Origin of the sequence: Vreelandella sedimenti, from assembly GCF_013416325.1 — a bacterium.
Classification (GTDB): Bacteria; Pseudomonadota; Gammaproteobacteria; order Pseudomonadales; family Halomonadaceae; genus Vreelandella; species Vreelandella sedimenti.
Genome location: NZ_JACCGK010000005.1, coordinates 181,129 through 203,797, shown reverse-complemented (window position 1 = coordinate 203,797; position 22,669 = coordinate 181,129). Strand labels below are relative to the sequence as shown.

Annotated in this window: 16 protein-coding genes; 6 read left to right on the top strand and 10 right to left on the bottom strand. The window is 57.2% G+C overall.

All coding sequences use genetic code 11. From position 1 onward, the window contains the following. The first annotated feature begins 71 nt into the window (after positions 1-71). On the top strand, positions 72-875 hold the full coding sequence (locus tag HZU72_RS07330) for a TraX family protein (protein WP_180091185.1): 804 nt from the start codon (positions 72-74) through the stop codon (positions 873-875). Between the two features lie 9 nt (positions 876-884). Here the strand turns inward: HZU72_RS07330 and HZU72_RS07325 are convergent, their stop codons facing one another. The 3 genes from HZU72_RS07325 to purE all read right to left on the bottom strand — a co-directional run bounded on the left by HZU72_RS07325 (position 885) and on the right by purE (position 4,316). Then, on the bottom strand, positions 885-2,459 hold the full coding sequence (locus tag HZU72_RS07325) for a sensor domain-containing diguanylate cyclase (RefSeq protein WP_180091184.1): 1,575 nt from the start codon (positions 2,457-2,459) through the stop codon (positions 885-887). 160 nt (positions 2,460-2,619) lie between these two features. After that, the gene (locus tag HZU72_RS07320; RefSeq protein WP_180091183.1) at positions 2,620-3,789 is read right to left on the bottom strand and encodes a 5-(carboxyamino)imidazole ribonucleotide synthase; all 1,170 of its coding nucleotides are present in this window, start codon (positions 3,787-3,789) and stop codon (positions 2,620-2,622) included. An 11-nt stretch (positions 3,790-3,800) separates the two neighbouring features. Then, positions 3,801-4,316 carry a 5-(carboxyamino)imidazole ribonucleotide mutase gene (gene purE, locus HZU72_RS07315; RefSeq protein ID WP_022522693.1) on the bottom strand — a complete coding sequence of 172 codons (516 nt, stop codon included), beginning with the start codon at positions 4,314-4,316 and terminating at the stop codon, positions 3,801-3,803. A 219-nt stretch (positions 4,317-4,535) separates the two neighbouring features. Between purE and HZU72_RS07310 the strand changes: the two genes are divergently transcribed. Further along, on the top strand, positions 4,536-4,808 hold the full coding sequence (locus HZU72_RS07310; RefSeq protein ID WP_008958942.1) for an XRE family transcriptional regulator: 273 nt from the start codon (positions 4,536-4,538) through the stop codon (positions 4,806-4,808). A gap of 147 nt (positions 4,809-4,955) precedes the next feature. Here HZU72_RS07310 and chrA read toward each other — a convergent pair whose 3' ends face one another. Both chrA and ilvD read right to left on the bottom strand, forming a co-directional pair. Further along, the gene (chrA, locus tag HZU72_RS07305) at positions 4,956-6,149 is read right to left on the bottom strand and encodes a chromate efflux transporter (RefSeq protein ID WP_180091182.1); all 1,194 of its coding nucleotides are present in this window, start codon (positions 6,147-6,149) and stop codon (positions 4,956-4,958) included. A gap of 112 nt (positions 6,150-6,261) precedes the next feature. Beyond that, complete coding sequence (gene ilvD / locus HZU72_RS07300; protein ID WP_180091181.1) at positions 6,262-7,944, bottom strand: dihydroxy-acid dehydratase; 1,683 nt, start codon at positions 7,942-7,944, stop codon at positions 6,262-6,264. A 142-nt stretch (positions 7,945-8,086) separates the two neighbouring features. Here ilvD and recC point away from each other — a divergent pair, with 142 nt between their 5' ends. Next, complete coding sequence (recC, locus tag HZU72_RS07295; protein WP_180091180.1) at positions 8,087-11,716, top strand: exodeoxyribonuclease V subunit gamma; 3,630 nt, start codon at positions 8,087-8,089, stop codon at positions 11,714-11,716. Positions 11,717-11,769: 53 nt separating this feature from the next. Here the strand turns inward: recC and pncB are convergent, their stop codons facing one another. Further along, positions 11,770-12,951 (bottom strand): nicotinate phosphoribosyltransferase, encoded by a 1,182-nt coding sequence (pncB, locus tag HZU72_RS07290; RefSeq protein ID WP_180091179.1) that lies wholly within the window; start codon positions 12,949-12,951, stop codon positions 11,770-11,772. Positions 12,952-13,071: 120 nt separating this feature from the next. Here pncB and HZU72_RS07285 point away from each other — a divergent pair, with 120 nt between their 5' ends. Further along, positions 13,072-13,365 (top strand): nucleotidyltransferase domain-containing protein, encoded by a 294-nt coding sequence (locus HZU72_RS07285; RefSeq protein WP_180091178.1) that lies wholly within the window; start codon positions 13,072-13,074, stop codon positions 13,363-13,365. A gap of 48 nt (positions 13,366-13,413) precedes the next feature. Here HZU72_RS07285 and HZU72_RS07280 read toward each other — a convergent pair whose 3' ends face one another. From HZU72_RS07280 to HZU72_RS07265, 4 genes are all read right to left on the bottom strand, one after another. After that, a complete protein-coding gene (locus HZU72_RS07280; protein ID WP_235976025.1) occupies positions 13,414-14,472 on the bottom strand; it encodes a phenylacetaldoxime dehydratase family protein in 1,059 nt (352 codons plus the stop codon). Positions 14,473-14,559: 87 nt separating this feature from the next. After that, positions 14,560-15,495: a carbon-nitrogen hydrolase family protein gene (locus tag HZU72_RS07275; protein WP_180091176.1), complete on the bottom strand. Its 936-nt coding sequence runs from the start codon at positions 15,493-15,495 to the stop codon at positions 14,560-14,562. Continuing rightward, complete coding sequence (locus tag HZU72_RS07270) at positions 15,482-16,987, bottom strand: sodium:solute symporter family protein (protein ID WP_235976024.1); 1,506 nt, start codon at positions 16,985-16,987, stop codon at positions 15,482-15,484. Before HZU72_RS07270 ends, HZU72_RS07275 begins: the two co-directional genes overlap by 14 nt. Beyond that, positions 16,980-17,228 carry a hypothetical protein gene (locus HZU72_RS07265; RefSeq protein ID WP_180091174.1) on the bottom strand — a complete coding sequence of 83 codons (249 nt, stop codon included), beginning with the start codon at positions 17,226-17,228 and terminating at the stop codon, positions 16,980-16,982. The genes HZU72_RS07270 and HZU72_RS07265 overlap by 8 nt, the downstream gene beginning before the upstream one ends. Before the next feature lie 329 nt (positions 17,229-17,557). Between HZU72_RS07265 and HZU72_RS07260 the strand changes: the two genes are divergently transcribed. After that, on the top strand, positions 17,558-18,457 hold the full coding sequence (locus HZU72_RS07260; protein WP_180091173.1) for a LysR family transcriptional regulator: 900 nt from the start codon (positions 17,558-17,560) through the stop codon (positions 18,455-18,457). Between the two features lie 303 nt (positions 18,458-18,760). Continuing rightward, positions 18,761-22,639 (top strand): exodeoxyribonuclease V subunit beta, encoded by a 3,879-nt coding sequence (gene recB / locus HZU72_RS07255; RefSeq protein ID WP_180091172.1) that lies wholly within the window; start codon positions 18,761-18,763, stop codon positions 22,637-22,639. Positions 22,640-22,669: the final 30 nt, after the last annotated feature.

Sequence of the window (22,669 nt, the reverse complement as noted above, 5' to 3'; positions counted from 1 at the left end):
TGAAAATTCAGTGAACTAGGTAAAGCTACCTCTGTCTGTGTATCATTGCGCATGTTCAACACGGAGGTTTTATGGCTCACCCGACTAGCCCACATGCAGGCACGCTACCTCGCCTCTCTTCTCACTGGACCGGCTGGGGGCAGTGGCTGGCCCTGATCACCATGACCGTGGATCACCTCACTCGCTATGTGCTGCCCGGCGATTGGGATCTTGGCTGGGCGGGATCTTCCATTGGGCGTATCGCCTTTCCTCTGTTTGCCGCCATGGTGGCTTGGCACGGGCTGTTTAATACCCGTAATCCGTTGCGCTACTCGCGCCGAATTCTAATTATCGGCTTGGTTGCCCAACTCCCCTACATGATGATGCCGCGCTCAACAGACGCATTTATTCTCAACGTCTGCTTTACCCTCGCCAGCGGTTTAGCCCTGGGAGCGCTCGTGCGCCAAGGGTGGCAGCACTACCATCAGCAAACGTTAGGTTTTCCCTGGTTGTTAGCCGGTGCGGCGGTAGGTGTTACCGTGTGGTACCTACTCGGTTTTTGGGTGGAGTACGGGCACAACGGGCTGCTGCTGATTCCGTTATTAATGTTCGCGATGCACGCCTTGAGCCAAGCTGAAAACCATTTTCAAGCGCGCCTATGGGCAGGCTTGGCGGCGTTTCCTGTACTCTGGATTGCTGGACAGATGAATGCCTCTGACATGGCCAAATCGTTTACCGTAGGTACGTGCCTCATCGTGCTAGTACTTGCTGCAGGTGCAGCGCAACGAATCCCCCCCGTCTACTTAGTGATGCCCCGGCGTTTATGGCTAGCGTGGTACCCCGGCCACTTTGCGTTAATCGCGTTGTGGGTGCTGCTAATCGGTCAATTGGCTTAAGCGTTCGGATCACTGCATTTTATCGCGCATCCAGGGCTGGTAGCGGCAAAGCTGCGCCCGGCCTTCTGTTTTTGCGCGATACATCGCAATATCCGCCTGTTTAAGCACTTCTTCATAATCACAGGCAACGGTCGTGAAGCAGGTATAACCTATGCTGGGCGTTACGTTGGTATCGTTGCTTGTCAGTCGGTAAGGCTGAGAGAGAGCCTGCTGAACCTTAAGCATATAAGTCTCAGCGCGCGCCTCCAGGGCCTCCTCTGCTCCCTCTCCAAGCAGGGCCATTAGCACAAACTCATCCCCGCTGAGACGAGCAGCCATATCCTCCCCGTTCAAGCAGCTTTCAAGGCGGCGAGCCACTTGCACTAGTAAATTATCGCCCGCTGCGTGTCCCAAGGTGTCGTTAATCAACTTGAAGCGATCCATATCCAAGAACATCAGTAACCCGCTCTGAGGCTCTGTTTGTTTCTCATCGCAAAGAGTTGCCAAACGCTCGATAAACAGCCGCCGATTGGGTAAATCGGTGAGGGAGTCATAAAAAGCCTGACGGTAAATGATCGCCTCTGCGCGCTTACGCTCGGTGAAATCTTCAATTATTGCTACGCCGCCGACCATCTCATTACTGGCACTATGCACACCGTTGAAGAATGCCCGTAAGGGAGTGCCTGCGCTCGCTTTGGGCAAATAGTAAGTTCCCTCATAATAGCCAGTCCCTTTAGCGAGGGCATTGCGCACGGCCTTGGCCACCTTTGGATTCGCCGAGCGGGATAACAGCTTATAACCGAGCAACTGAGCGCGGTTCACGTCCAGTATCTCTAACAGCTTACTATTACAATCAGTGATGAAACCCTGGCTATCAAAATGCAGCACTCCCAGCGGCGAGCGTTGAAAGATAGAGCGGTAGCGATTTTCGCTCTCTTGCAGCTGCGCTTCCCGGGCCGACATACTCACCCGCAGAGCAATGTTATCGTGGATAATTCTGCTTAAACGTCGGCTAGTGGTAACAATCAGGCCAAGAAACAGGCTAATCATGGCACCAATTAAAATTGCCAGCGGTGAACCTAATAGTAAAAACTGCACTAGCAGGGGAAGCAAAATCGGCAGCACAAAACCGAGCGCCACCCACCAAACGGCCGAAAGCGTTGTGACACCACCGGCAGCAATACCTGCCAATACAATAGAAAGCGCAGCCACCTGACCGTGATTTTCGCCCGTAAACAGAACGACCCCACCGACTCCCCAGACACAGCCAGCTAAAAATGCCCCAGCGCTAAACCGGTATAGCCAGCGGCGGCGCTGCTGTTGCTGCGCAGGTAAGCGTCGAAAATAGAAGGCCAAGACAAGCCGGGCCATTGATACCAGGACCAATACAGCAAGCCAAGTGAGCAGCACCCAGCTTGCTACAACTGGCCACATGGCGGCCACTAATAGAATTCCTGCTAATACACTGCTCAGCACCGGCTGCCACAGATTGTCGTATAGCAGACTTACTTTTTCGCTATGCAAGCGTTTTACAGTGACATGATGATCGCGATGAAAACCACTGCGCAGCCCAGACGGCGTTCCAGTGGTTGAAGAGTGAGGCATACTGGCTACCCGCCTAAAAAGATACTGTTAAGGTCAGCCTAATGGCTGATTTTGTTGTCGTTCCTTTTTAGCGCATTTAAGTACTTTTAGCGATATAAGTTGTGTGGTTGGTCAACATGGTAAAAAAAGCCGCCTAGGCTAAGACAGGCGGCATTGGTAACTACTGCTTAATGGAAAAGCTCAGCGCTGGCGGAGGTGCCTCCGGCAGTAACGCGCTACAAGTGTTCACTTTTTCCAGTAGTTCGGCATGGTTAGGTGCCAGAATATTGATGTGGGCAAGCTTGCGACCGGTGCGCTCAGCTTTGTCATAGCGATGCAGGTGCGTATTGGCAAGCGCTAGAATCGCTGCGTTGTCACCTTCACGACCAATCACGTTAATCATACAGGTGGGGGCTATCGCCTGGGTATCGCCTAAGGGCAAGCCCTGTATCGCGCGCAGGTGGTTTTCAAACTGGCTGGTCACTGCGCCGTCCATCGTCCAGTGGCCAGAGTTATGCACCCGGGGCGCCATTTCGTTGGCGAGCAGACTACCATCGCGGGTTTGAAACAGCTCTAGCGCCAGCACGCCCACGTAATCCAGCTCATCGAGCAGCGCACGAATATAGCCATCAGCGGTTTGCTGAACGCTGGCATCCAGATCCGGCAGCGGTGCCACGGAGTAGCGCAGGATGCCATCCACATGCTGGTTCTCGGCCATGGGGTAGAACACCACCTCACCATCGCGACCGCGCACGGCAATCATCGAGACTTCACGCACGAAATCGACGAAGGCCTCAACGACCAACTGTGAGTGGCCAATAGCGTTCCACGCCTCGCCAGCCTGCTCGGGATGTTTCAAGACTGCCTGGCCTTTACCGTCATAGCCTTCAGTAACCGATTTAGCCACCACCGGGCAACCCAACTCACGGGCGGCGGCTTCAAGCTGCTCGGCGCTCTCGACCACCCGGTAAGCGGGCGTGGGGATGCCTAAGCGATCAAACAGCGTCTTCTCTTCGACCCGGTTCTGACACACTTCAATAGCGCGACTGCTGGGGTAAACCGGTTTGTGCTGTTCTATTTCGCGTACCAGTTGAACAGGCAGGTGCTCGAACTCATAGGTCACCACATCAACCTTGGCCAAAAACTCTGTCAGGTGCTGATTGTTAGGATCGACAATCACCTCGCCAATCCCCGCACTAGGATTCCCAGTGGTATCTAAAAAGGTGAAGCGATTACCCAGCGGATAACCCGCCAGCGCCAACATGCGGCCTAATTGGCCTGCACCCAGTACGCCGATGTTTTGTACAACGATATCTTTTACAACGGTGCTCTTTGCAATACCTGAGTTCATAGCCAGACTCCTTATTCCGCTTCCGGCTCGGGGCGCGGATCAGGGTTGTCGAGAACTTTCTGAGTCTGTTCTGCGCGAAACGCTTCAACCGCGCTGCGTACGGTCGCATCTTGCAGGCCAACGATCTGCGCTGCTAACAACCCTGCGTTGGTCGCGCCCGCTTTACCAATCGCCAAGGTGCCCACCGCTATGCCGCCCGGCATCTGCGCAATGGAGAGCAGCGAATCCAAACCTTTTAGCGCTTTCGACTCCACCGGCACACCCAGTACCGGTAGTGGTGTTTGCGAGGCCACCATACCTGGCAAGTGAGCAGCGCCGCCCGCACCCGCCACAATTACCTGCAAACCGCGCTCGGCAGCGCTTTTGGCATAGTCGAACAGCAGGTCAGGTGTGCGGTGTGCCGACACCACGCGAGTTTCATAAGCCACGCCCAAACGCTCCAGCATGGAAACAGCGTGCTCCATGACTGGCCAGTCGGACTTGGATCCCATGATCACGCCCACCTTGGGTGCGCTGTTCGACGACATGCAAAACTCCTCGGCCCAACGGCCTATAAAAGCGAAACTAAATTAAAAAACAGCGTGCGCCGAGTCAGGCACACGTCAAAATAGGGAGGCAGATAGTTTACCAGAGCCACGGGCGTTTGAGGGTGTTGCCGAGGTCGTGAAATTTTCATCAAAATAGGCATTGAAATGCGCACCGGTTGGCGGCATTGTGTGTTTGTCATTTCAGACTGATGGAGCCACATGAGCACGGCACGCGCAACTGCCACTGCGGAACAGCTTGATCCTCCGCGAAGCAGCCCTGACCTCGACGTCAGGGAACTTGAAAAACGTACGCGATTAATGCGTATTATCACGCGTCTGATCGCCGTATCAGACTTAGGAAGCCGAGAAATTGCCCGCCGGGCAGGGCTTCCCGTTCAGAAAATTAGCGACCTGCTCGCCGGAAGGCTTGAGCATCTGGGAGTGGATGAACTTCACGCCCTGCGTCGCACCTTAGAGCTGGAGGCGCCATAGCAGACACTTTTTCTGCTGTTCCCACTTCTCCACTCCACGCAGGCCGCCTCCCGGCGGTCTGCCAAGAAAGCTTTTTTTCTATCGCGCTCATGCCCAACCCCGAAATTACCTCACTGCCTTCGTAAATGACATTTCAAGAGTCACTACTCACGGCGCAACCGCAATTCCCCCAAATGCGACAATAGCCACCACTACCCAAGCGGGCAGCTTCCATACGGTTAATAGCAAGAAACCGGTTAACGCCAGGGCAAACTCCTCTGCACCAATGATCGCGCTCGTCCACACCGGCTGATAAAGAGCTGCGCCTAAAATGCCTACCACCGCTGCATTGGCACCGCGCATTAGCGCCTGGGCACTGCCCCACTGACGAAATTGATTCCAAAACGGCAGCACGCCCACTAATAGCAAAAAGCCCGGGATAAAGATTGCCAGCAGCGCCAGCAAAGCACCGACTAAACCATTGATACCGGGCAGCAACGCGCCTAAATAAGCCGCAAAGGTAAATAGCGGCCCTGGCACCGCCTGAGCGGCCCCGTAACCGGCCAAAAACTCATCCGGCGTAAGCCAACCCGACTGCACCACTTCCGCCTCCAACAGGGGAAGCACCACGTGCCCGCCGCCAAACACTAATGCGCCTGAACGGTAAAACGCATCGGCGATATCCAGCCAAGCCGCCATCCCCGCCAATAACGGCAGCAGAATCAACAGCCCTGCAAATACCCCCAGCGCCATCATGCCTGCCTTACGCGTTACCGGAAAATGCAGCGACTCAATTGCCGTAGCGGCAGCGCTATCGCGACACAGTGCTAGCCCGGCTAAGCTGCCCAGCACAATCGCCGACACCTGGCCCAGCGGGCCGCTGACCAGCACCACTGTCAATACCGCTGCAAGTGCGATTCCCGTGCGGGTTTTATCGGGGCAGAGATTACGTGCCATGCCCCACACCGCGTGGGCAACAATCGCCACCGCCACCACTTTTAAGCCATGGATAATGCCACTGGCAATGGGGCCATCCAGCACCGCCGCGCCAAACGCAAACAGCACCAGGATAATCGCCGAGGGCAGTGTAAACGCCAGCCACGCCATGGCAGCCCCCCAAGGCCCCGCACGCAATAGGCCAAGTGCAAAGCCCACCTGGCTGCTGGCGGGCCCCGGTAAGAACTGACACAGCGCCACTAGATCAGCGTAGGCCTGCTCAGAGAGCCACTGGCGCCGTTCCACAAAGGCCGTGCGAAAATACCCCAGGTGCGCTACTGGACCGCCAAAGGACGTTAAGCCTAGTGCTAAAAATACCCAAAACACCTCACCTATGCGCCCGCGTGCCTGCGATTGCTCCACCATTTCGGCCACCTGTTATCCCAATAAAAAAGCGCAAGGCTTTTATACTAAGCCTTGCGCTTTAATTCTTTATGACAGCGTGTTCATGAGGATACGCTCATAACAGCAACGCGGATTACTCCTGGTCGGTCACCGCGCCGGTGCTGGCCGAGCTAACCAAACGCGCATACTTCGCCAGCACACCGCGTGTATAGCGGGGTTCTGGCTGCTGCCAGGCGGCGCGGCGGCGCATCAGCTCTTCATCGGAGAGATCAACGTCGATGGTATCCGCTTCAGCATCGATGGTGATGGTATCGCCATCTTTCACCAGCGCCAACGGGCCGCCGTCAAAAGCTTCCGGTGACACATGGCCGACCACAAAACCGTGGCTCCCACCGGAGAAGCGCCCATCGGTAATTAGCGCCACGTCGTTACCCAAACCACGACCCATAATCGCCGAGGTCGGTGTGAGCATTTCACGCATACCGGGGCCACCTTTCGGCCCTTCATAGCGAATCACCACCACATCGCCGGCAACGACGGTGCCATCATTAATACGCGCCTGGGCCTCTTCTTCCGAGCCAAATACCCGCGCTGAACCAGAGAAGCGAGTGCCCTCCTTGCCGGTAATCTTCGCTACCGCGCCTTCCGGTGCCAGGTTGCCGTAGAGCATACGCAGATGGCTTTCCGTTTTAATCGGATTACCCAGCGATGCAATAATCGGCGGCTCAGCAGGGTAAGGCTCAACCTCAGCAAGGTTCTCTTCCAACGTTTTGCCGGTGACAGTCAAGCAGTTGCCGTTGAGCAAGCCCGCATCCAACAGCATCCTCATCAGCGGCTGAATACCGCCAATCGCCACCAGCTCACTCATCATATAGTGGCCGCTGGGGCGCAGGTCAGCGAGCACCGGTACGCGCTTACCTATTTCAGTGAAATCGGACAGCGACAGTTCAACGCCGATGGTGCGCGCCATAGCGATAAGGTGCAGCACCGCATTGGTAGAGCCACCCAAAGCGATGACGACAGTTATCGCGTTCTCGAACGCCTCGCGGGTCATAATATCGGAGGGTTTGATATCGTCCACCAGCAGTGCCAGCACCGCCTCGCCCGCCGCTTTGCAGTCGTCGCGCTTCTCTTGGGAGATGGCATTTTGCGCCGAGCTACCCGGCAGGCTCATGCCCAAGGCTTCAATCGCCGACGCCATGGTGTTGGCGGTGTACATGCCACCACAGGAGCCAGGGCCAGGGATCGCCGTTTCTTCGATATTCTTAAGCTCGATCAGGTCGATATCACCACGGGAGTGCGCACCCATGGCCTCGAAGACCGAAACGATATCGGTATGCCCCTTGCCGGGCATAATGGTGCCGCCGTAAACAAACACGCTGGGGCGATTCAGGCGCGCCAGGCCCATCAGACAGCCCGGCATGTTTTTATCACAGCCGCCAATGGCGACTAGACCATCAAAACCTTCACAACCGGCGACGGTTTCGATGGAATCGGCGATCACCTCCCGCGACACCAGTGAATACTTCATCCCTTCGGTGCCGTTGGCAATACCATCGGAAATCGTGATGGTATTGAAAATCACACCTTTACCACCGCCTGCATCGGCACCGTCACGGGCAAACTCAGCCAGCTCGTTAATATGACTATTGCAGGGCGTCACCATGCTCCAGGTAGAGGCAATGCCCACCTGAGGCTTCTTGAAATCGGCATCCGTAAAGCCCACGGCGCGCAGCATGGCGCGACTGGCGGCTTTGCCTGGGCCATCGACCACTTGGGAAGAGTGGCGGCGGGAGTTTTGCGATGAATCAGACATTAGAAATCTCTCTTAGCGTTGTTCACGGTATCCGCATAGCTTGGCGATATATATCGCATCCCGCAAGATGATTAACTTATGGCACCATACACTTAGTCGCCCCGCCACCGCCGCGAAGGAACCATCCATTAAGGAATCGTGCATGTCTGCAAACTCGCTGCTCTCACAAACGCCGTTAACGCCAGGCTTTATGGTGGTGCATGCCAATCGCCTGGAAGATTTGCGCGGGTTGGCGGTGGAATGGATGCGCCGACACCCGCTCTCGCCGCTGGAGAACGAGACCATTCTGGTGCAGAGCAACGGCATTGGGCAGTGGCTAAAACTGGCGCTGGCGGAAGACCCGGCCCAGGGCGGTGCAGGCATAGCGGCGGCATTGAACGTCACACTGCCTGCGCGTTTTCTATGGCAGGCCTATCGCACGGTGCTGACTCACTTAACGCACGACGAGCACGCAGTGCCCGAAACCTCGCCGTTTGATAAATCGCGGTTGATATGGCGCTTATTGCGCCTGCTGCCCAGCCTTGCCGAGCAGGAAGCTTTTGCGCCGCTGGCACGCTTTTTAGAAGTGGATCGCGACCAGCGCAAGCACTACCAACTGGCCGAGCGGCTAGCGGATCTGTTCGACCAGTACCAGGTGTATCGCGCCGACTGGCTGGACGCCTGGGCCAAGGGCAATGACGTGCTGATCACCGCCCGTGGCGAGGCACGCCCGCTGGAAGCGCACCAGCTGTGGCAGCCGGAGCTGTGGCGAGCACTGCGCGACGATGTAGCTAATAACCTAGGCCAAGCGGGCCTTAACAGCAGCCGTGCCCAGGTGCACAGCCGCTTTCTGGAAGCCGCCGTTCAGCTTGAAGGCCAAGCGTGCCCACCCGGCCTGCCCCGGCGATTGATCATTTTCGGCATCTCATCGCTGCCGCAACAGACGTTAGAAGCCCTGGCGGCGCTGTCACGCTGCTGCCAGATCGTGCTCTGCGTGCACAACCCCTGCCAGTACTACTGGGCGGATATCATTGAGCACAAAGACCTGCTCCGCGCCAGCCGCTACCGCCAGCGGCGCAAGGCAGGCATGCCCGACGCCCTGGACGTACTCGGCACCGGCGATGCCGACGACGCCCTGCACCTGCACGCCCAACCTCTGCTGGCCGCCTGGGGCAAACAGGGGCGCGACTACCTGCGCCTACTCGACGAACACGACGACGCGGGCAACTACCAAACCCTATTCGAGCAGCAGGCGCTACGAATCGATATGTTCGAGCCCTTTAGCGGCGAAGAGCGCAACTGCCTGCTCAGCCAGCTACAGGACGATATCCGTGAGCTGCGCCCAGTGGCGGAAACCCAAACCCACTGGCCCGCGCTCGACCCCGCCAGCGACGACTCCATCGTGTTCCATATCGCCCACGGCCCCCAGCGGGAAGTAGAGATTCTTCACGACCAGCTGTTGGCGGCCTTCAGCGCCGACCCGGATTTGCGCCCGCGGGATATCATCGTCATGGTGCCGGATATTGACCGCTACGCGCCCCATATTGAAGCCGTATTCGGCCAGTACCGCTCCGCCTTCGGTGGCTATAACGCTAACGCTAGACCCGACGACCCACGTTACATCCCTTACACCCTGTCGGATCAGGCCAGCCGCCACCGCTTGCCGATGATGATCGCGCTGGAAAAACTGCTGCGCCTGCCGGAACTTCGCCTCTCGGTAAGCGACCTGCTGGATCTACTGGAAGTCCCCGCGCTGCGTGCACGCTTTGGCATCGATGAACACGACTTGCCCACCCTGAGCCGCTGGATCGAGGGTGCAGGCATCCGCTGGGGGCTCAATGCCGAGCAGCGCACCCGGCTGGATCTACCCGAAGGGCTAACCCAGAACACCTGGGCCTTTGGCCTGCGCCGGTTGCTGCTAGGGTATACGGTGGGGAGTGCCGACGCCTGGCAAGGCATCGAGCCATTCGATGATATTGGCGGGCTGGAAGCCTCTTTGGCAGGCCCGCTGGCAAATCTGCTGGAAAAACTGGAAAGCACCTGGGAAACCTTCTGCCAGCCCACCGACGCCGCCAGCTGGGTGGCACGGCTGCGCGAACTGCTGGAAACCTACTTCTTGACCGACGACGCTCAAGAAAGCGTGATGCTCACCAACCTGGAAACCGCGCTACAGCAGCTGTTGGACAGCACCGAAGAGGCCGCGCTTTTTGACCCGCTGCCGCTCTCCATGGTGCGTGAACACTGGCTGGGGCAAATCGACGAGCACAGTCTTTCCCAGCGCTTCCTGGCCGGGGCGGTGAACTTCGCCACGCTGATGCCGATGCGCGCCATTCCGTTTAAGCGGGTGTGTTTATTGGGCATGAACGACGGTGAGTACCCCCGTTCCCAGCCGCCGCTGGACTTTGACTTAATGGGCAGCGACTACCGCCCCGGCGACCGCTCGCGGCGGGAAGATGACCGCTACCTGTTTCTGGAAGCGCTGCTCTCCGCCCGCCAGCAGCTTTATATTAGCTGGGTAGGCCGCAGCCAGATCGACAACAACCCCATGCCGCCCTCGGTGCTGGTGGGCCAGCTGCGCGACCATCTTGAAGCGGGCTGGCAAACACAGAACGGCGAGCCGCTGCTGGAAGCGTTAACCACCGAGCACCCGCTGCAACCGTTCAGCCGCCGCTATTTCTCTGTCCAGGCCAGCGACTCCCCCGCTCAAGCACGGCTGTTCACATACGCTCACGAGTGGCACGCCCTGCACACCCCGAGCGGCGAAAGCACCCAAGGCTCAAAACCACCAGGGCTTAAGGCGGACAGCGAACAGCAGAGCACGTTAACCCTGAACCTGCTAGGCAGCTTTCTACGCGAACCCGCTAAGGCGTTTTTCAACACCCGGCTTGGGGTCTACTTCGAGCAGGAGGAGCTTACCCAGCTGGACGTTGAACCCTTCACCCTGGACGGGCTACAGAACTGGCAGTTGCAGGATCAGCTAATCGCCGCCCAGCGCCACGCCGTGGATAACGGCCAGCCGCGAGTGGAAGTACTGCACGCGGCACTGGAACGCTTTAAAGGCCAGGGCGTGTTAGCGGTTGGAGCCTTTGGAGAGCGAATGCGTGAAGCGCTAGCCGAACCAATGGACGCCCTGTTTGGCGCCTACGAAGAAGCGTTGCAAGAGTGGCCCCAAGTAGTGGCGGTGCCCCAGGCGGTGCATGTTGTTGAAAGCGCTGAGGGGCAGGTAACGCTGGAAGATTGGCTGGGAGAACTTCGCCAGGATGACGCGGGCAACCGCTGCCGCTTGCTACTGCTTAGCAGTAGTTTAATCAGCCAGGGGCGTGGCCGTGGCCAGTACCGCTGGCAGCATCTGCTACGCCCCTGGGTCGCCCACTTAGCGGGCAATATTGAGCGCCCGATGACCACCCAGCTACTCTCCAAAGCAGGTCATGTGCGCCTGGAACCGTTAGAAGCCGAGAATGCCCGCTACCAGCTACAAAACCTGCTAAGCGCCTGGTGTGATGGCATGCAGGCCCCGCTACCGCTGGCCCCGCAAGCCGCTTTCGCCTGGCAGGCCAAACAAGGCACGCCGGAATTGGAAGACGATAGCGCAAGGGAGAGCGACGCCTACGCCGCCGCCGAAACCGCCTACGAAGGCGGCCGCTTTCAAGCCGGCGAAGTTGCCCAAAGCGCCTACCTCTCCCACCAATGGCCGAGTTTTGAGCGACTGTTTAACGAGCGCGTCCTAGGGCATAGCTTCGTCACGCTGACCGAGGCGCTCTACGCGCCGCTGCACCGTTCGGTAAAGGGGTGACTTAACGTTGCCGAACCAGGAATAAACGATCAGCGAAAGCAACCAGCCTTAGGCTAAATACTATTCCCATTCAGCGACAAGATGCGCTTCGCCAGCGAGATCATCTCCGGGTCACCGGTGTTCTTTTCCGCCACGTCGGAAAGCTTGATCACCGGCAGCCAGCCCTGCCCTTCTGGGCGCGCCTCGACCATCTTGATTACCATGTTCATCGGCTCAACACCGACATCGTTAGTGAAGTTGGTGCCGATACCAAACGCCATGCCGATGCGACCTTCGCAGAAGGTATGTATCCGCTCGACCTTCTCCGGTGTTAGCGCGTCGGAGAAGATAATCGTCTTACTTAGCGGGTTGATACCCAAGCGCTCGTAGTGGTCGATGGTTTGGGAAGCAAACTCGATAGGGTCGCCGCTATCGTGACGAACGCCATCGAACAGCTTGGCGAACTTCTTATCGAAGCTGTCGTAAAATGCCTTAGAGGTAAAGGTATCCGTTAAGGCGATTCCCAGATCCCCCCGGTACACATCCACCCAATGTTCCAGCGCCAGGCTATTGGCCATTTTGAAACCGAAGCGGGCACCGTGGAACATAAACCACTCGTGAGCGTGGGTGCCGATCGGCTTAACACCGTGGTGCATTGCCATCAGCACATTGCTGGTGCCACTGAAGGCCTCACCGCCGTGGTGGCTAAGTGCGCCGACCACCCGGTCGTGAACGTCAGAAGAGAAGCGCCGCCGGGTGCCAAACTCAGCAATTTTCAGCCCTAAACGGCGGTAGAGTTCGATCTTCTCCTGCGCGTGCTGCTCAATCATCGCATCAGCGTCAGGCGTGATTGTCACGCCACGAAGCCGATACCACAGCTCGCTGATCAACGCCATCAGCGGCACTTCCCAGAGAATGGTGCGGTACCAGGGCCCTTCAATGATCACCGAAAGATCGCTCCCCTGCTGCTCTACAATCACCTCGCTGGGGTTGTAATGAAACCCGGCGAGGAAATCGAGATACGTAGGGTCGAGATAAGGGCACGTTATTTCGAGATAGCGCTTCTCCTCGTCGCTCAAACGCAGCGATGCCATCTTATCGACTTCGCGGCGAAGTTCAGCGCCGAAGCCGTCAGGAAAAGCATGCTCGCCACGATTGATAAAGGCGTAGCGCGCATGGGCATAAGGAAAGCGTTTGATCACGGCGTTCTGCATCGTGATCTTATAGAAGTCATTATCCAGCAGCGATGTCAGCATGAGATCCCATCGTTAGAGTGAACCGAAGCCGCCGGTGGCGTAAACTAAAATGCACCTAAAGTGGCTCGACGATAAGATTATCAGGTGGCGGGGCTGTCATACAGTTAAGGAGCTGACTTCATGCGTATTACCCAAACACATCGCGCAATCATTCTCTCTGGCGTGAGCGAGTTTATTGGTGATTCGGTGGAAACTCATGTGTTTGGCTCAAGACTAGATGACTCCAAGCGCGGCGGCGGCGTTGATCTACTGTTAATTTCCCAGACAGCGATACCGCCGCAGCCTCGCGCTGAACTCAAACAGATACTCGAAGAATACCTCAAACTGCCGGTGGAAATTGTCACCTATGTATCGACTGATGAGCCAAGCCCCACCCAAGCGAGAGTCTTAGCCGAAGCGCGCCCGATTGGTTAAAGTGGGGAAGCGGCATGAGTCAGGACGTTCTTAGCGGCCAACAATATATTAATAACGCTCATACAGCGTGCAAAACGGCAATATGCCAGTTTCAGGGTGGCAGTTGATGTACTCAAATGGCACGCCTTCGGTTAGCAGGAAGACTTCATGCCAGGTCACCACTTCGCGTTTTTTCCCGTATTGCCTGTTTTTAGCAATGGCATGGTCATAAATGGTTTTATGAGTAGGATGTGAACTGGCCCAGCTTTCCATCTCCTCCAAAGAAGCAAAGTAAGCATGCACCGAGGTTTCATAACGCTCGTCACCATTATCATCAAGGTTTGACATGACTCTCAAGCAGAGCGTGCCCGTTTCCTCCTTATTGTCGAGCAAGTACTGCATACCTTCCATCAATTTGGGGCGTAATGACTCCTCGTAGTCGTCAAACTGCTCCTGCTTCGCCTCCCCCCAATACTGACCGGATCGAATCGAGGTCAGGTTATGAGGCACTTGAGCAAACAAACGTCGCCCGAGTGTCGTTTTGCTACCCGGTACAGGCATCTTAACCTTAAAGGTGCTCGCCAGTGGATCCACCGCAGAGACCGGAAAGCGGTCACGGGCAGCGCCAAAATAGCCGTTGGTAGTCATGGGAACCACCTTGGTGTCAGGACAACGCCCAAACCCTATTCGATAGTTACCTTCTGAGTAGATCGTTTCATGGCGGTCATAATGGACGTGGATGGTCTCCCGCCAATAGCCGAACGCATCGTCAGTGCGCTGTGGCTGTGCGAGCCACTGGATAAACGCAGCATCCCGCAACCACTCCATATAGACCGAAGGATCGGTCCAGTAAGCGACCAGCACCGCATTGGTGTAGCCCGCTTCATCGGTAAAGCGCAGCGTTTCGTGGGCTTCCGGTGCGGAGTCGATAACAAAGGAGTCCCTGATACGGCTGAAAAACGCCGCCTGGTCATCCCAGGCAAGCTCGCGCCCCTGAATACCAAAATAGACACAACAGAGTCGATTGACCGGTCGTGTCCAGCGCAATGTATAGCGGGGGGCCGCCGGTTCATGACCAGGAGGCCGCCGCTCGGGTACCACTCGGGGGTAGTCGATATGAAACGTCATGGCAATACTCCATCTCAACGACGGCTGATCCAGTGGAGCATGAAACAGCCATCGGATGAGTTGATTTCACAGCAAGCTTAAACGTGATCAGTCACTTCTTACCGGCGACTTCGCTTCTGTATCCACATGCAGGCTGAATACGTCCGGGCGGGCATAGTGCCCGACCGGGTCGAAATCGAGCTTGCTGCGTACGATGACGCCCTGGGAGACCTCGGTATAGAGAATGCCCTCCTCGTTAAACAGAGGGCCGGCGAGAACTTCCCCCATGGGGCTTACGATCATGCTCGCGCCTCGCATCAGTATCGTTTCCGGCTCACTCGCCGGTGCCAGCAGGCAGTCATAATCGTCGGGAAAATCGCCCCTAGTCAGATACTGGCAGGCGCTTAACACGTAGCAACGTCCTTCAAGAGCGATATGCTGCATGCTAGCCAACCACGTATCACGGTCATCAGCGGTGGGCGCGCAGTAAACATCGACCCCCTTGCCATACATGGCCGAGCGCATCATAGGCATATAGTTTTCCCAGCAAATCACCGCGCCTACCGTACCTACACCGGTCTTGAAAACCGGTAGCGTCGAGCCATCGCCGAACCCCCAGATGATACGTTCACCGCCGGTAGGCATCAGTTTGCGATGTTTGCCCACCAAGCCCTGCTCAGGATCTATATACAGTACCGTGCAGTAGAGGGTATAGGCCGTACGCTCAATCACCCCCATGACCACGAATACGTTATGTGCCTGAGCTGCATCGGTAATCAGGGTCAGCTCCGGCCCATCAAGGTCAATGGCGCTTCGGTAGTAGCGAAGAAACTCATCACGTCCCTCCTCAGTCCGTTTGCCTACCGGACTACCGAAGCTTGCACCCTTAGGGTAGCCCCCCAGAAAGGCTTCTGGAAAAACTACCACCGTTGCCTTTTTGGAGGCAGCTTCACTGATTAACCTTGCCCCCTTTTCAGCGGTCAACATAGGGTCAAAGGGATGGGATCCCGCCTGAACGACGGCGACTTTTTTAGCTGATTGCATGAGCAGTTACCTTTTGCGTAGGTTGCTTGCCATAGAGCTGAGCGAACAGCGCATGGTAGTCATTGTCGCCGTTCACTGGCGCAGCCTGGGTAAAGCGGCTAACAACGGCCACCAACAGGCCATTGACGATGATCGCGCTGATACCCGGGCCAAAGAACAGCGTGAAATCGGTAGCAGCGCTTACGAACAGTGTGATGACACCCACCACCATCCCGGTTAACGCACCAGCGGGAGTAATCCAGCGGAAATAGAGCATCCCCAGTGCGGTGGGTACCAGTTGCAAGCCAAGGCTGAAGCCCAGGGAGGCAACAGGCACAAGATAGCCAGCCCCGGAAGGGCTAAGGGCAAGCACCAGTACAATGCTGGTGATCAGCCCAATGACCACCTTATTGACCAGGCGCAAGCGCTTTTCACTCATCTCTTTATCAAAGAACCGACGCCATACATCCTCAGCCACCAGGCTTGCCGAAGAGAGCAACTGGCTGTTGATGGTAGAAATGGCAGCGGCAAGGATACCGGCGACCACAAAGGAGCCGAGAATGGGGGCATATTCAGCAAAGATCAGGGGCAGAATCGCATCGCTATTGTCCGCCGCCCCTGGCACCAGCCCAGGAATGTTGGCTGAAAGGCCTATCACCAACGGAATGCAGGCCATCATCCAGGAGTTCCAGAAAGGGGTGAACATGGCCACCTTGCCCAACACTTTCGCTGAATGCGCCGAGTAGAACTTCTGCCACATGTGGGGCAATGCCCAGGCGCCAAAACTCAGCCCAACCCATAACTCCAGCATAGCCACCGGATTGCCTTTATTGGTCAGCAGTTGCGGTTCGACCTCGGCCACGTTCTGCAGAAACGACCAACCGCCCGCTTGACCAATGATAAACACTGCCGTGAACACCAGTACCGTAGCAAAGAAGGTACCCATAAAGGCATCCGCCCAAGCGGTACCCCTGAAGCCCGCCCAGAGCACGATAAAACCCACCACTACCGAGGTAACGATAACCCCAACGGCATAGGGGATAGCCCCTCCGGTCAGGCTTTCCAGAGCTCGGGCACTGCCTGTTACCTGGATCAGCATTACCGGCACCAAGGCGATGATACCAACAATGGAAAACAGCAAACGAAGCGTGGGGCTCGAGTAGTAGTGCTCTACCATTTGCCCAGGGGTAATAAAGTTGAAGCGTTTCCCGATATACCAAATGCGCGTGCCAAACAGCCAAATAAACACACTGCCCTGAATGATCGCCCAGGTAGTAAAGCCCGCGAACCAAATCCCTTCCCGGTAATAGACACCGAATGAACCCAGCAGCGTCCAGGTAGAAAAGTAAGTCGCCCCCATAGACATCAGCAGCAGCGCGGTATTCATGGAGCGCCCACCCACCACGTAATCGTCAATGGTGGACGCATTATGCTGCCGAGCACGCAGCGATATCGCGACAAAGATAGCGATAAACGCGATCAGTATGATGATAGTGACAGCGGTGCTATTCATGCCCTCCCTCCTTACGTTCAAATGCATCAATACGTTCAGAGAGTGGCTTGAAATAGAGCGGATACATCGCGATGGCACAAAGTGTCAGCACTATATTACAGGTAAATACCCAGGCCAGCGGAAGAGATAGTGGGCCTACCCACACCAGTCCATTGAGAATATTAAAGTAGGGAAGCCAGCTTCCGATAAGTGCCAATATAAGCACTAACCAGAACAACTTCCGATTCATTCCTGTCAACATTTAAGTCACCTTTAAGCGTAGAGCCAAAGCCAACATCTCTTTTTAGCTTTACTTGTTAGTTTTATAACAAACCGTGTTGAGCAAGCGTCTCGAATTTCCTTAAGCTATATTTACAGACCTGTTTACAGACACGTTTTTATACAAGCCTTCACATAGCTTACTGAGCTCACGATTGCCGCTATCAAGAGATACCCAAGTACTGCATTGCAGTAAGATAGAGCATAGGAAGCGCCAGGGTATGAGAAAAACGCTATTGTTAGCACGACTCGTTGCCGAAATGTGAACACCTACCTAAATTATTGTTTTAATTAAAAAAACAGGGGATCAACATGCAAATTTCAATGTTCAAGTACTTTTTGGCTGTCGCGGAAACGGGGTCGATACGCCAGGCGTCGCTCTCACTTCATGTCAGCGCTTCAGCCATTAGTCGCCAAATCCAGAACCTTGAGCACAGCTTCCAGACAACGCTGTTCGATCGCTGCGCGGATGGGATGCTGCTTACGGAAGAAGGCAGGGTTCTGGCACTCCACATGCAGCGCACCATGCGTGAAATGGAGCTGGCAAGAGCCAAGATAGCCGATATACACGGATTGACGGCAGGCACGGTGAGATATGCCACTATCGAAGGCGTTGCCAGGGCCTGGCTGTTCCCTGCCATTGCAGAGTTTCAAAAAGCCCATCCACTCGTCGAATTCAAAGGACGTATTTCAGGGGCAGAGGCCGTCTACCAGGCCCTTGAAAATGATCAGGTGGATTTCGGAATCACAATGCAAGATGACTTCTATCCTGATATCGGTATCGTTGAAAAATTCACGACCCAATTCAAGGCGGCCATGCCTCACCAACACCCATTGGCCAAACATAGTACGTTGAACCTGAAAGACTTAACCCCCTACGAGCTGACAATGCTCGACCCAACGTTCCATACTCGGCGAGCACTTGATACCTCCCTGTTAAGGCTGGGCCTCACCGCAAAAATTGGCTTCGAACTCGACCACATCGAGTTGATCAAGGTGCACGTCATGCAAACCGGCAACCTCACCATATTACCCGACTACGCGGTGAGCCATGAAGAGAAGCACCAAACCATGGCCATTGTCGATATCGCAGAAAACGAGCTCCCCTCTGCAACGACTATCCTCTGTGTTCGCAGGGGACGTATATTGACTAAAGCAGCCGAGGCGATCATCAATAGCTTACGGAAACGCCCCATTACGCTGCCTGTATAACGACAATTAAAATATATAAAAGACGACGGTCTCAATGACTAAGCCACGCCAGCTTTATATCCCTACTCAAGCACACTGGTTAAAATGCACTTTTTAAATTAAGAACCAGAATCTATTCAATAACTGTAAACAATGATGTGTATATAATGATTGAACACAGGCAGCCTGAAACAGCCATAGTAACGACTTCCAGAACAGCCCGACTTCTACCCAGCTACCTTCTCGTGTTCAAATAAGCGTTGGACAAGCCTCGTCCTACAGCGCCCTACCGTGCTGACAGTGAATACTGCTCGGGATACCGCCATGCCTTCTATCACATCTCTTGACCCCCTGAGCCTTCCGCTCCACGGCAGCCGCCTGATAGAGGCAAGCGCTGGCACCGGCAAAACCTTCACCATCGCCCTGCTCTACGTGCGGCTGGTACTCGGCGGCCACAGCGTTGATGACGACACAGCATTTATCCGCCCGCTCACGCCGCCGGAAATCTTGGTCGTCACCTTCACCAACGCCGCCACCCAAGAGCTACGCGAACGCATCCGCAATCGACTGGTAGAAGCAGCAGAAGTATTTCGAGCTGAGGACGTAGAAGAAGGGGCGCCGGGGGCAAGCCGTAGTGGAGGTCATTCAACAGGGATGTTGAATGTAGCGCCCACGGATGGGTTCACAGCGCCTCCACGTAGGCTTGCCGCCGGGGAAGCCCCGGTTGCACTAGATCCGTTGCTCCTAGAACTCCGCGACCAATACGACCCCGCCACCTGGCCCGCCTGCTCGCGGCGCCTGGCGCTGGCCGCCGAATGGATGGACGAAGCCGCAGTTTCCACCATCCACAGCTGGTGCTATCGCATGCTGCGCGAACACGCCTTCGACAGCGGCAGCCTGTTCTCCCTCAACTTGGAAAACGACCAGCGCGAACTGGAACAGGAAGTGGTGCGCGACTACTGGCGCAGCTTCTACTACCCGCTGGACAGCGACGCACTCGGCATTGTCACCCGCTACTGGAAATCACCGGACGACCTACACGCCCCGCTACAACGGCTACTGCCCGAAAGCGAAGCACTGGGCGACCAAAAGCCCGCACCCAGCGAGACCCTGGCCGCCACTCAGGCCGAACGCACCGCCCAACTCAACGAACTCAAAGCACCCTGGGCCGCCTGGCTGGACGAGCTGGTGCCCGCCCTGGAAGAGGCCGCCACGCGCAAAGCCTTCAAGGGCCAAAGCTTCAACGCCAAAAGCCGCGCCAACTGGCTAAGCGCACTACGCGAGTGGTGCGAAACGGAGGCCGACCGCCCGGCGCTCACCGACGCCGCCTGGAAACGCATGACGCCCGACGGCATGGCCGACATCTGGAAAGAGGGCACACCGCCCTGCCCGCAGGCCTGGGAAGCGCTGGCCCAGCTCCCGCAAGCGCTGGATGCCCTGCCAGAGCCACGCAACGACCTGCTGATTCACGCCGTACAGTGGTGCCGCGCCCGGTTAGAGCGCGAACAGGAACGCCGCGCCGAGATGGGCCCCAACGATCTGCTCACCCATCTGGATCGCGCCCTCAAAGGCCCCAACAAAGAGGCCCTGGCCGCGCAGATCCAGCGCCAGTTCCCCGTGGCGCTGATCGACGAGTTCCAGGATACCGACCCGATCCAGTACCGCATCTTCAACGCCGTGTATGACGTTGCAACGCCCCGTCGCGACAGCGCCATCCTGCTGATCGGCGATCCCAAGCAGGCGATCTACGCTTTTCGCGGTGCGGATATCTTCACCTACCTGCAGGCCCGGCACGACACCGATGGCCGCCACGTCACGCTGGGCACCAACTTCCGTTCCAGCCAAGCCATGGTGGCAGCGGTCAATCACTACTTCAGCTACGCCGACCAGCATGAGGCCGGCGCCTTTCTGTTCCGCGCAGAGGGCGGCGACAACCCGCTGCCGTTCAACCCCGTCAACGCCAAAGGCACCAAGGATACGCTGGTACTCAACGGCAAACCGCTACCCGCGATGACCCTATGGCCGTTGGAAAGCGACGAGCCGCTCTCCAAAACCGCCTACCAAACCGAGATGGCCGAGCGCTGCGCCTCGCACATGGCCGCGCTTTTGGAAGCAGGCCGCCAACAGCAGGCGGGCTTTGCTAAGGCGGCTGATGACAGCGGCGATAACGGAGAGCAATCACTCACTCCGCTGGCCCCCTCGGACATGGCGGTGCTGGTCAACGGCCTGCAGGAAGCAAGGGCGATTCGACTGGCGCTGGCCAGCCGGGGCATCAAGAGCGTCTACCTTTCCGATCACGACAAGGTATTCAGTTCCCCCATTGCTCCGCAGCTAGCCATTTGGCTGCGCGCCTGTGCAGAGCCCCAGGCCAACTCCCGCCAGGCGGAAGCCAAGCTACGCGCCGCCCTGGCAACATCAGTACTAGGGCTAAGCCTTGAAGCACTCGACCACCTCAACCAGAGCGAGCTAGCCTGGGAAGCGCGGGTCGAGCAGTTCAGCGACTACCACCGCCTGTGGCAGCGCCAGGGCGTGCTGCCGCTGGTGCGCCGTTTGATGGTCGATTTTGATATAGCCGCACGGCTGCTGGGCGAGTTCGCCGAGGGTGAGCGTTTGCTAACCGACCTGCTCCACCTGGGTGAAATGCTCCAGCACGCCAGCCAGGAACTGGATGGCGAACACGCGCTGATTCGCTTTCTGGCCGAAGCCATCGCCGACCCAGACAGCCACGGCGAAAGCCACAAACTGCGCCTGGAGAGTGACGCCGATCTAGTCAAGGTAGTGACCATCCACAAATCCAAGGGGCTTGAGTACCCGCTGGTGTTCCTGCCGTTTATCGCCAACCACCGCCCGGTCAGCGACAGCGACCTGCCGCTGCGCTGGCACGACAGCAAAGGCAGCCTGCAACTTAGCCTAAGCGCCGATGAAACCACGTTGGCCACCGCCGACCGCGAACGGCTGGGCGAAGACCTGCGCAAGCTCTACGTCGCGCTCACCCGCGCCCGCCACGCCACCTGGCTGGGGCTGGCACCGCTGAAAGGCGGCGAGAACAGCGCCATCGGCCACTTAATTAACGGTGGCAAGGCCATTGCCCCCAGCGCGTTTACCCAGGCGCTAGGCGAGTTGGTAAGAGGCAGCAACATCGCGCTAAGTGCCGCCCCGGAACCCACCGCGCTGCGCTTCACCCCGGTGCCGGAACAGCAGGCACTGGGCCATGCGCGCACCCCGCTGCGCCCCGCCCGCGAACAGTGGTGGATCGCCAGCTACTCGGCGCTGCGCACCTCCGGGGCCGTCTCTGAAACGATGCCAGGCGCGGCGCAGCCAACGCCCACGCCAGAACCCACCACGCCCCAGGAAGCCACCACCCTGGAAGTGCTGGATGAACCCCACGACAACGCCATCAACACCGAAGCATTTCACCTGCACCGGTTTCCGCGAGGGCCTGGCCCCGGCACCTTCCTGCATGGATTGCTGGAGTGGGCGGGCCAGCTAGGCTTTAACAAAGCCCTGAAAGACCCCGCCGACCGGGAAGACATGCTGAGGCGACGCGTGCAGCTGCGCGGCTGGCAAGCATGGCACGACACCCTGGCGGGCTGGCTGGAAGAACTGCTAGCCACACCGCTTCCTCTGCCAATGCCCCAGGCTCTGTCACAGCCCAGCGAAGGCAGCCAGGTGGCGCTATGCGAACTCGAAAGCTATCAGGTGGAACTGGAGTTCTGGTTTGCCGCGCACCAAGTACAAACGCGCAAGCTGGATGAGCTGGTCAGTGACCACTTACTGCCAGGGGTATCACGCCCCGTATTGGATGCCGACACCCTCAACGGCATGCTTAAAGGCTTTATCGACCTCGCCTTTGAGCATGAAGGCCGCTTCTACGTGCTCGACTGGAAATCCAACTACCTGGGCAGCGACGACAGCGCCTATACCGCTGACGCCCTGCGTGATGCCATGCTCGACAAACGTTACGACCTGCAAGCGGCGCTGTATATGCTCGCCCTCCACCGGCTGCTAAAAGCACGCCTGCCCGACTACGACCCGCACCAGCATTTGGGTGGCTCGATGACGGTATTTCTGCGCGGCAGCCGCACCAACGCCCGTGGGGTACACGCCGTGCCTGCGCCGGTCGCGCTGATCGAAGCACTGGATGCACTCTTTGTAGGCACAGCGGCAGAAACTGCAGCACCCCATCAGGAGTCGGTAGTATGAGTAAGCGTGACTTAGCCTCCAAGAATGGGC

Bases quoted from the DNA above. Each gene is read 5' to 3' on its own strand.
- HZU72_RS07330 (WP_180091185.1), top strand. From the start codon at position 72: ATGGCTCACCCGACTAGCCCACATGCAGGCACGCTACCTCGCCTCTCT.
- HZU72_RS07325 (WP_180091184.1), bottom strand. From the start codon at position 2,459: ATGCCTCACTCTTCAACCACTGGAACGCCGTCTGGGCTGCGCAGTGGT.
- HZU72_RS07320 (WP_180091183.1), bottom strand. From the start codon at position 3,789: ATGAACTCAGGTATTGCAAAGAGCACCGTTGTAAAAGATATCGTTGTA.
- purE (WP_022522693.1), bottom strand. From the start codon at position 4,316: ATGTCGTCGAACAGCGCACCCAAGGTGGGCGTGATCATGGGATCCAAG.
- HZU72_RS07310 (WP_008958942.1), top strand. From the start codon at position 4,536: ATGAGCACGGCACGCGCAACTGCCACTGCGGAACAGCTTGATCCTCCG.
- chrA (WP_180091182.1), bottom strand. From the start codon at position 6,149: ATGGTGGAGCAATCGCAGGCACGCGGGCGCATAGGTGAGGTGTTTTGG.
- ilvD (WP_180091181.1), bottom strand. From the start codon at position 7,944: ATGTCTGATTCATCGCAAAACTCCCGCCGCCACTCTTCCCAAGTGGTC.
- recC (WP_180091180.1), top strand. From the start codon at position 8,087: ATGTCTGCAAACTCGCTGCTCTCACAAACGCCGTTAACGCCAGGCTTT.
- pncB (WP_180091179.1), bottom strand. From the start codon at position 12,951: ATGCTGACATCGCTGCTGGATAATGACTTCTATAAGATCACGATGCAG.
- HZU72_RS07285 (WP_180091178.1), top strand. From the start codon at position 13,072: ATGCGTATTACCCAAACACATCGCGCAATCATTCTCTCTGGCGTGAGC.
- HZU72_RS07280 (WP_235976025.1), bottom strand. From the start codon at position 14,472: ATGACGTTTCATATCGACTACCCCCGAGTGGTACCCGAGCGGCGGCCT.
- HZU72_RS07275 (WP_180091176.1), bottom strand. From the start codon at position 15,495: ATGCAATCAGCTAAAAAAGTCGCCGTCGTTCAGGCGGGATCCCATCCC.
- HZU72_RS07270 (WP_235976024.1), bottom strand. From the start codon at position 16,987: ATGAATAGCACCGCTGTCACTATCATCATACTGATCGCGTTTATCGCT.
- HZU72_RS07265 (WP_180091174.1), bottom strand. From the start codon at position 17,228: ATGTTGACAGGAATGAATCGGAAGTTGTTCTGGTTAGTGCTTATATTG.
- HZU72_RS07260 (WP_180091173.1), top strand. From the start codon at position 17,558: ATGCAAATTTCAATGTTCAAGTACTTTTTGGCTGTCGCGGAAACGGGG.
- recB (WP_180091172.1), top strand. From the start codon at position 18,761: ATGCCTTCTATCACATCTCTTGACCCCCTGAGCCTTCCGCTCCACGGC.